The sequence below is a fragment of the Kineococcus rhizosphaerae genome (assembly GCF_003002055.1).
Lineage (GTDB): Bacteria > Actinomycetota > Actinomycetes > Actinomycetales > Kineococcaceae > Kineococcus > Kineococcus rhizosphaerae.
The window spans coordinates 1-3589 of record NZ_PVZF01000046.1 but is presented as its reverse complement, the minus strand read 5'-3'; the positions used below and the strand labels follow the sequence as shown (position 1 = coordinate 3589).

3 protein-coding genes, 1 pseudogene and 1 other annotated feature are annotated in these 3589 nt (G+C 67.7%); of the genes and pseudogenes, 3 read left to right on the top strand and 1 reads right to left on the bottom strand.

The features are described 5' to 3' along the window. Window positions 1-368: 368 nt before the first annotated feature. Window positions 369-983, bottom strand: coding sequence for a hypothetical protein (locus CLV37_RS26750; RefSeq protein ID WP_146149639.1), 615 nt, complete (start codon window positions 981-983; stop codon window positions 369-371). On the opposite strand from CLV37_RS26750, the gene CLV37_RS26745 reads away from it, so the two are divergent. The 3 genes and pseudogenes from CLV37_RS26745 to CLV37_RS28715 form a co-directional block, all read left to right on the top strand. After that, window positions 976-2082 carry a glycoside hydrolase family 26 protein gene (locus CLV37_RS26745; protein ID WP_106215781.1) on the top strand — a complete coding sequence of 369 codons (1107 nt, stop codon included), beginning with the start codon at window positions 976-978 and terminating at the stop codon, window positions 2080-2082. The two genes, CLV37_RS26750 and CLV37_RS26745, sit on opposite strands and share 8 nt — an antisense overlap. Window positions 2083-2548: 466 nt before the next feature. Further along, complete coding sequence (locus CLV37_RS28280; RefSeq protein WP_211298986.1) at window positions 2549-2866, top strand: transposase; 318 nt, start codon at window positions 2549-2551, stop codon at window positions 2864-2866. Then, window positions 2827-2940 (top strand) — a sequence feature (AL1L pseudoknot). (Overlaps the previous gene by 40 nt.) Then, window positions 2863-3435, top strand: a pseudogene (locus tag CLV37_RS28715) (IS3 family transposase); the annotation flags it as partial. (Overlaps the previous feature by 78 nt.) The gene CLV37_RS28280 and the pseudogene CLV37_RS28715, both read left to right, overlap by 4 nt. Between the last annotated feature and the right edge of the window lie 154 nt (window positions 3436-3589).

Below are 3589 nucleotides of genomic sequence, written 5' to 3'. Positions count from 1 at the left end.
GAAGTGTTCCCACGCTCACCGACGCTGCCGTGCCTCACCCCTCTGACCGCCAGACCCGAACGGGTGGGGCACCAACTTCAGCCGTAGATCACTAGCGGGTGAGTCCTCTGGCACGGGGGCCCGCCCGACCTTGCTACGAGCATTCCTGGAGGACCTGTGAGGCCCATCAGTTCCCCGCCGTCTCAGGGCGGCGCAGCTTCCACCGCCCGACCGAAACGACACCGGCGTTCCGCGGCAGCCGCGACCATCCTGTGCGGCCTGCTCGTGACCAGCACGTCCGGCGCAGCGCACGCGGCCTCGCCGTCGTCGAGCCCCACCTCTTCCAGCGACAGCACCTCGAGCGACTGGCTCCACGTGTCCTGGAGCGGTCAAGACGCCCAGACCGTGGTGACAACTACTGGCATGCCCGGAGGGGGCACCGCGGTCCGCGCCTTCGAGAAGCCCGCGCCAGGGCAGACGAAGGGCCAGGACCGGAACCTCACGTTCACCGTCGACGGCGAGGCTGTCGCCAGCCGGGTCGCTGAGTTGAAGGACGGCGGGATGGTCCCGGCCGCCGACTCCGACCTGCACGCAAAGACCTCCGGGGGCAGGACCACCCTCACCTTCAAGGCCATCGGCCAGGAGCAGACGTTCGCGTTCCTACCCACCGACCCACCCGAGGCCGCTGACCCCAAAGACCAGGACGACGTCGACCACTGGTGGAACAAGGTCTTGAACTGGATCACCGGCGACGACGACGATGACAGCAGCGACAGCTCGTCGTCTTCCTCGAGCTCGACCTCCAGCTCGACCTCCAGCTCGACCTCGGACTCCACACCGACGGGGTCCTCGACCGCCAGCGGCAAGCCCACCGGACAACCGACGGGGGAGCCGACGGGGGAGCCGACGACATCCCCGACCCCCACCTCCTCAAGCACCTCCTCGCGCACGTCCTCGAGTGCATCGTCGAGTCGTGGCGGCTCGGGCGGGACATGCGTGGTCACCCAGCAGGACAGTGACTCCGTTTCGCCGGCCTCGGACGAAGACGACGCCACCAGCAGCTCGGCCGCCCCGAACGAGGACGGGCAGGGCGGTCAGGCGACGTTCAGCAAGGAAGTCCAGGAACGCGCCGCCGCCGCGGCCTCCGAATGCGGTGAGGGCCCGACCGCCACCAGCTCCTCGGGTAGCCCCTTGAACGGGTCGTCGAACGGGTCGATCGCTGGCCTGAAATCCGGGGACTGGCTCTCGGGTGCCTCCGGGGACACTTCCGGCATCGCCAAGCTGCGCGGGTCTGACGTCGAGGTCGCGACCACCTGGGCCGATGGCCCCAGCGTGAACATCAGCATCCCGCAGCTGCAGGACGGCGGGGAGTACGCCAAGGACCGCTGGAACAAGTCGCTTATCGTCGCCGTCGCGCCGTTCACTGACGGCGGGTCCTGGGCCCAGGCCGCCTCCGGTGCCTACGACGAGGACTGGACCAAGCAGCTGCAGAACTTCAAGAAAGGCTGGGGCGGCCGTGACGGCACCCTGTTCGAGGAGTGGGGTCACGAGATGAACGGCAACTGGTACGCCTGGCAGGTCCAGGCCGGCCAGGAAGGCGACTACCTCGCCGCGTGGGACCGCTACGCCAAGCTGAAGGCGTCGATCTTTCCCGACATCGTGCTCACCCAGACCTTCAACCGTGAAAGCGCCGGCTACGACGGCAACAGCTTGGACCTGATCGCCAAGGGCAAGATCGGCGCCCTCGGGGTGGACTACTACAACCAGTTCCCTTACGTCGGGGACGCCGCGGCGTTCCAGGCCAGCCTCAACGAGCGTGACGGTGGCGGTGGGGCGAAGGGCTTCGGTGCCTGGCTGGACACCGCCAAGGGCGTCGGTCTGCCGCTGATCGTGCCGGAGTGGGACGGCAACGCCGACCAGGGCGACAGCCCGGCCTTCATCGAGGGCATGCACGAGCAGTTCGCTACCCACGCCGGCCCCGGCGCCGGACAGGTTGCGGCCGAGTGCCTGTTCGAGATCGACAAGGACGGCGGCCGCTGGCAGCTGGCCAACTCCGGGACCCGGATGCCGCTGTCCGCGAAGGCGTACGCCGACAGCTTCTGATCCGGCGGTACCGATCGCAGAACGGCGGAGCGGGGTGTGGGGTCAATAAACCCACACCCCGCCCTTCGTCTTGCTTGCACCCCGCGTTCTCAGGGCTTCGGTGCACCTGAACGCATCCTCGGATTCAGCCACTTCACCTCGTGAACGGACTCCTCACCGTGACCCCTGCCCGCGAATCAACCTGGACTGTGCCGGTGGTGCAGCGCCGGGCGCGGCCGCAGCATGGCCCTGGCCCTTGCCCTTACAACTGATTTCACTATGAGTCGCGGATCGATTGAGGTTGTCGCAGCCTTGACGGCATGGCCGACGAGGTGGTGCGGGAACGGGTCGCGGAGCTGGTGCCGGACGGGCTGTGGCAGCGGGTACCACCCCTACTACCGCAGCGTCCACCGCGCCGGTTCCGCCTGTCAAGGCCCGGGTTTGATGGAGACCTCCAAGCAACGCCCCCAAGAGGAGGATGGTCTGCATGGCTGCGCCCAGGAAGTACCCCGACGAGCTGCGTGAGCGCGCAATCCGGATGGCGATCGAGGCCCGCCGAGACCCCGCCACCCGCACCGGGGCGGTGAAGCGCATCGGTGGCCAGCTCGGCATCAACCCCGACACCCTGCGCAACTGGGTCTCCCAAGCCGAGGTCGATGCCGGCAACCGACCCGGGACGACCACCACCGATGCAGCCCGTCTGGCCGAGCTGGAGAAGGAAAACCGCGAGCTGCGACGGGCGAATGCGATCTTGCGGTCGGCCTCGGCTTTCTTCGCGGCGGAGCTCGACCGCCCCTCCCGCTGAGCACCCGCTACATCGACGAACACAAGGAAGAGTTCGGGGTCGAGCCGATCTGCAGGGAACTGCAGGTCGCCCCCAGCACCTACTACGCCACCCGCACGCGACCACCTTCGGTCCGCGCGGTCAGCGACCAGGCCGCGCTGGTCGAAATCGATGAGGTCCACGCCGAGAACCTCCGCATCTACGGGGCGCGGAAGCTGCACGCAGCTATCAACCGCCGCCGCGCCCAGCGCTGCCCACCAGGTCAAACACCGCCCCGCATCGCCCGCTGCACCGTCGAGCGCCTGATGCGCTCAGCCGGATTGCATGGTCTACGCCGCAACGGTAAACCGCCTCGGACCACGACGCCGACCACGCCTGATCACCGACCAGATCTGGTGCAGCGGAGGTTCTGTGCCGATCGGCCGGACCGTTTGTGGGTCGCCGACATCACCTACATCCGCACCTGCACCGGGTGGGTGTACGCCGCCTTCGTCCAAGACGTCTGCACCCGCCGGATCGTGGGCTGGCAGGTCGCTGACCACCTGCGCACCGAACTGGCTCTGGACGCGCTGCAGATGGCGTTCTGGAGCCGTCGTCGTGAAGGTGCCGATCTGACCGGGTTGAAGCACCACTCGGATAAAGGAATTCAGGACGGACTCAACCGGTCGTCGCAACACCGGCCTGATTCAAGAACTGTAGCTGCTCCTCGAACACCTCCGCAGGTGTCCTCCAGCCGAGCACTTT

Coding starts and splice junctions, on each gene's coding strand:
- CLV37_RS28280 (WP_211298986.1), top strand. CDS start 2,549: ATGGCTGCGCCCAGGAAGTACCCCGACGAGCTGCGTGAGCGCGCAATC.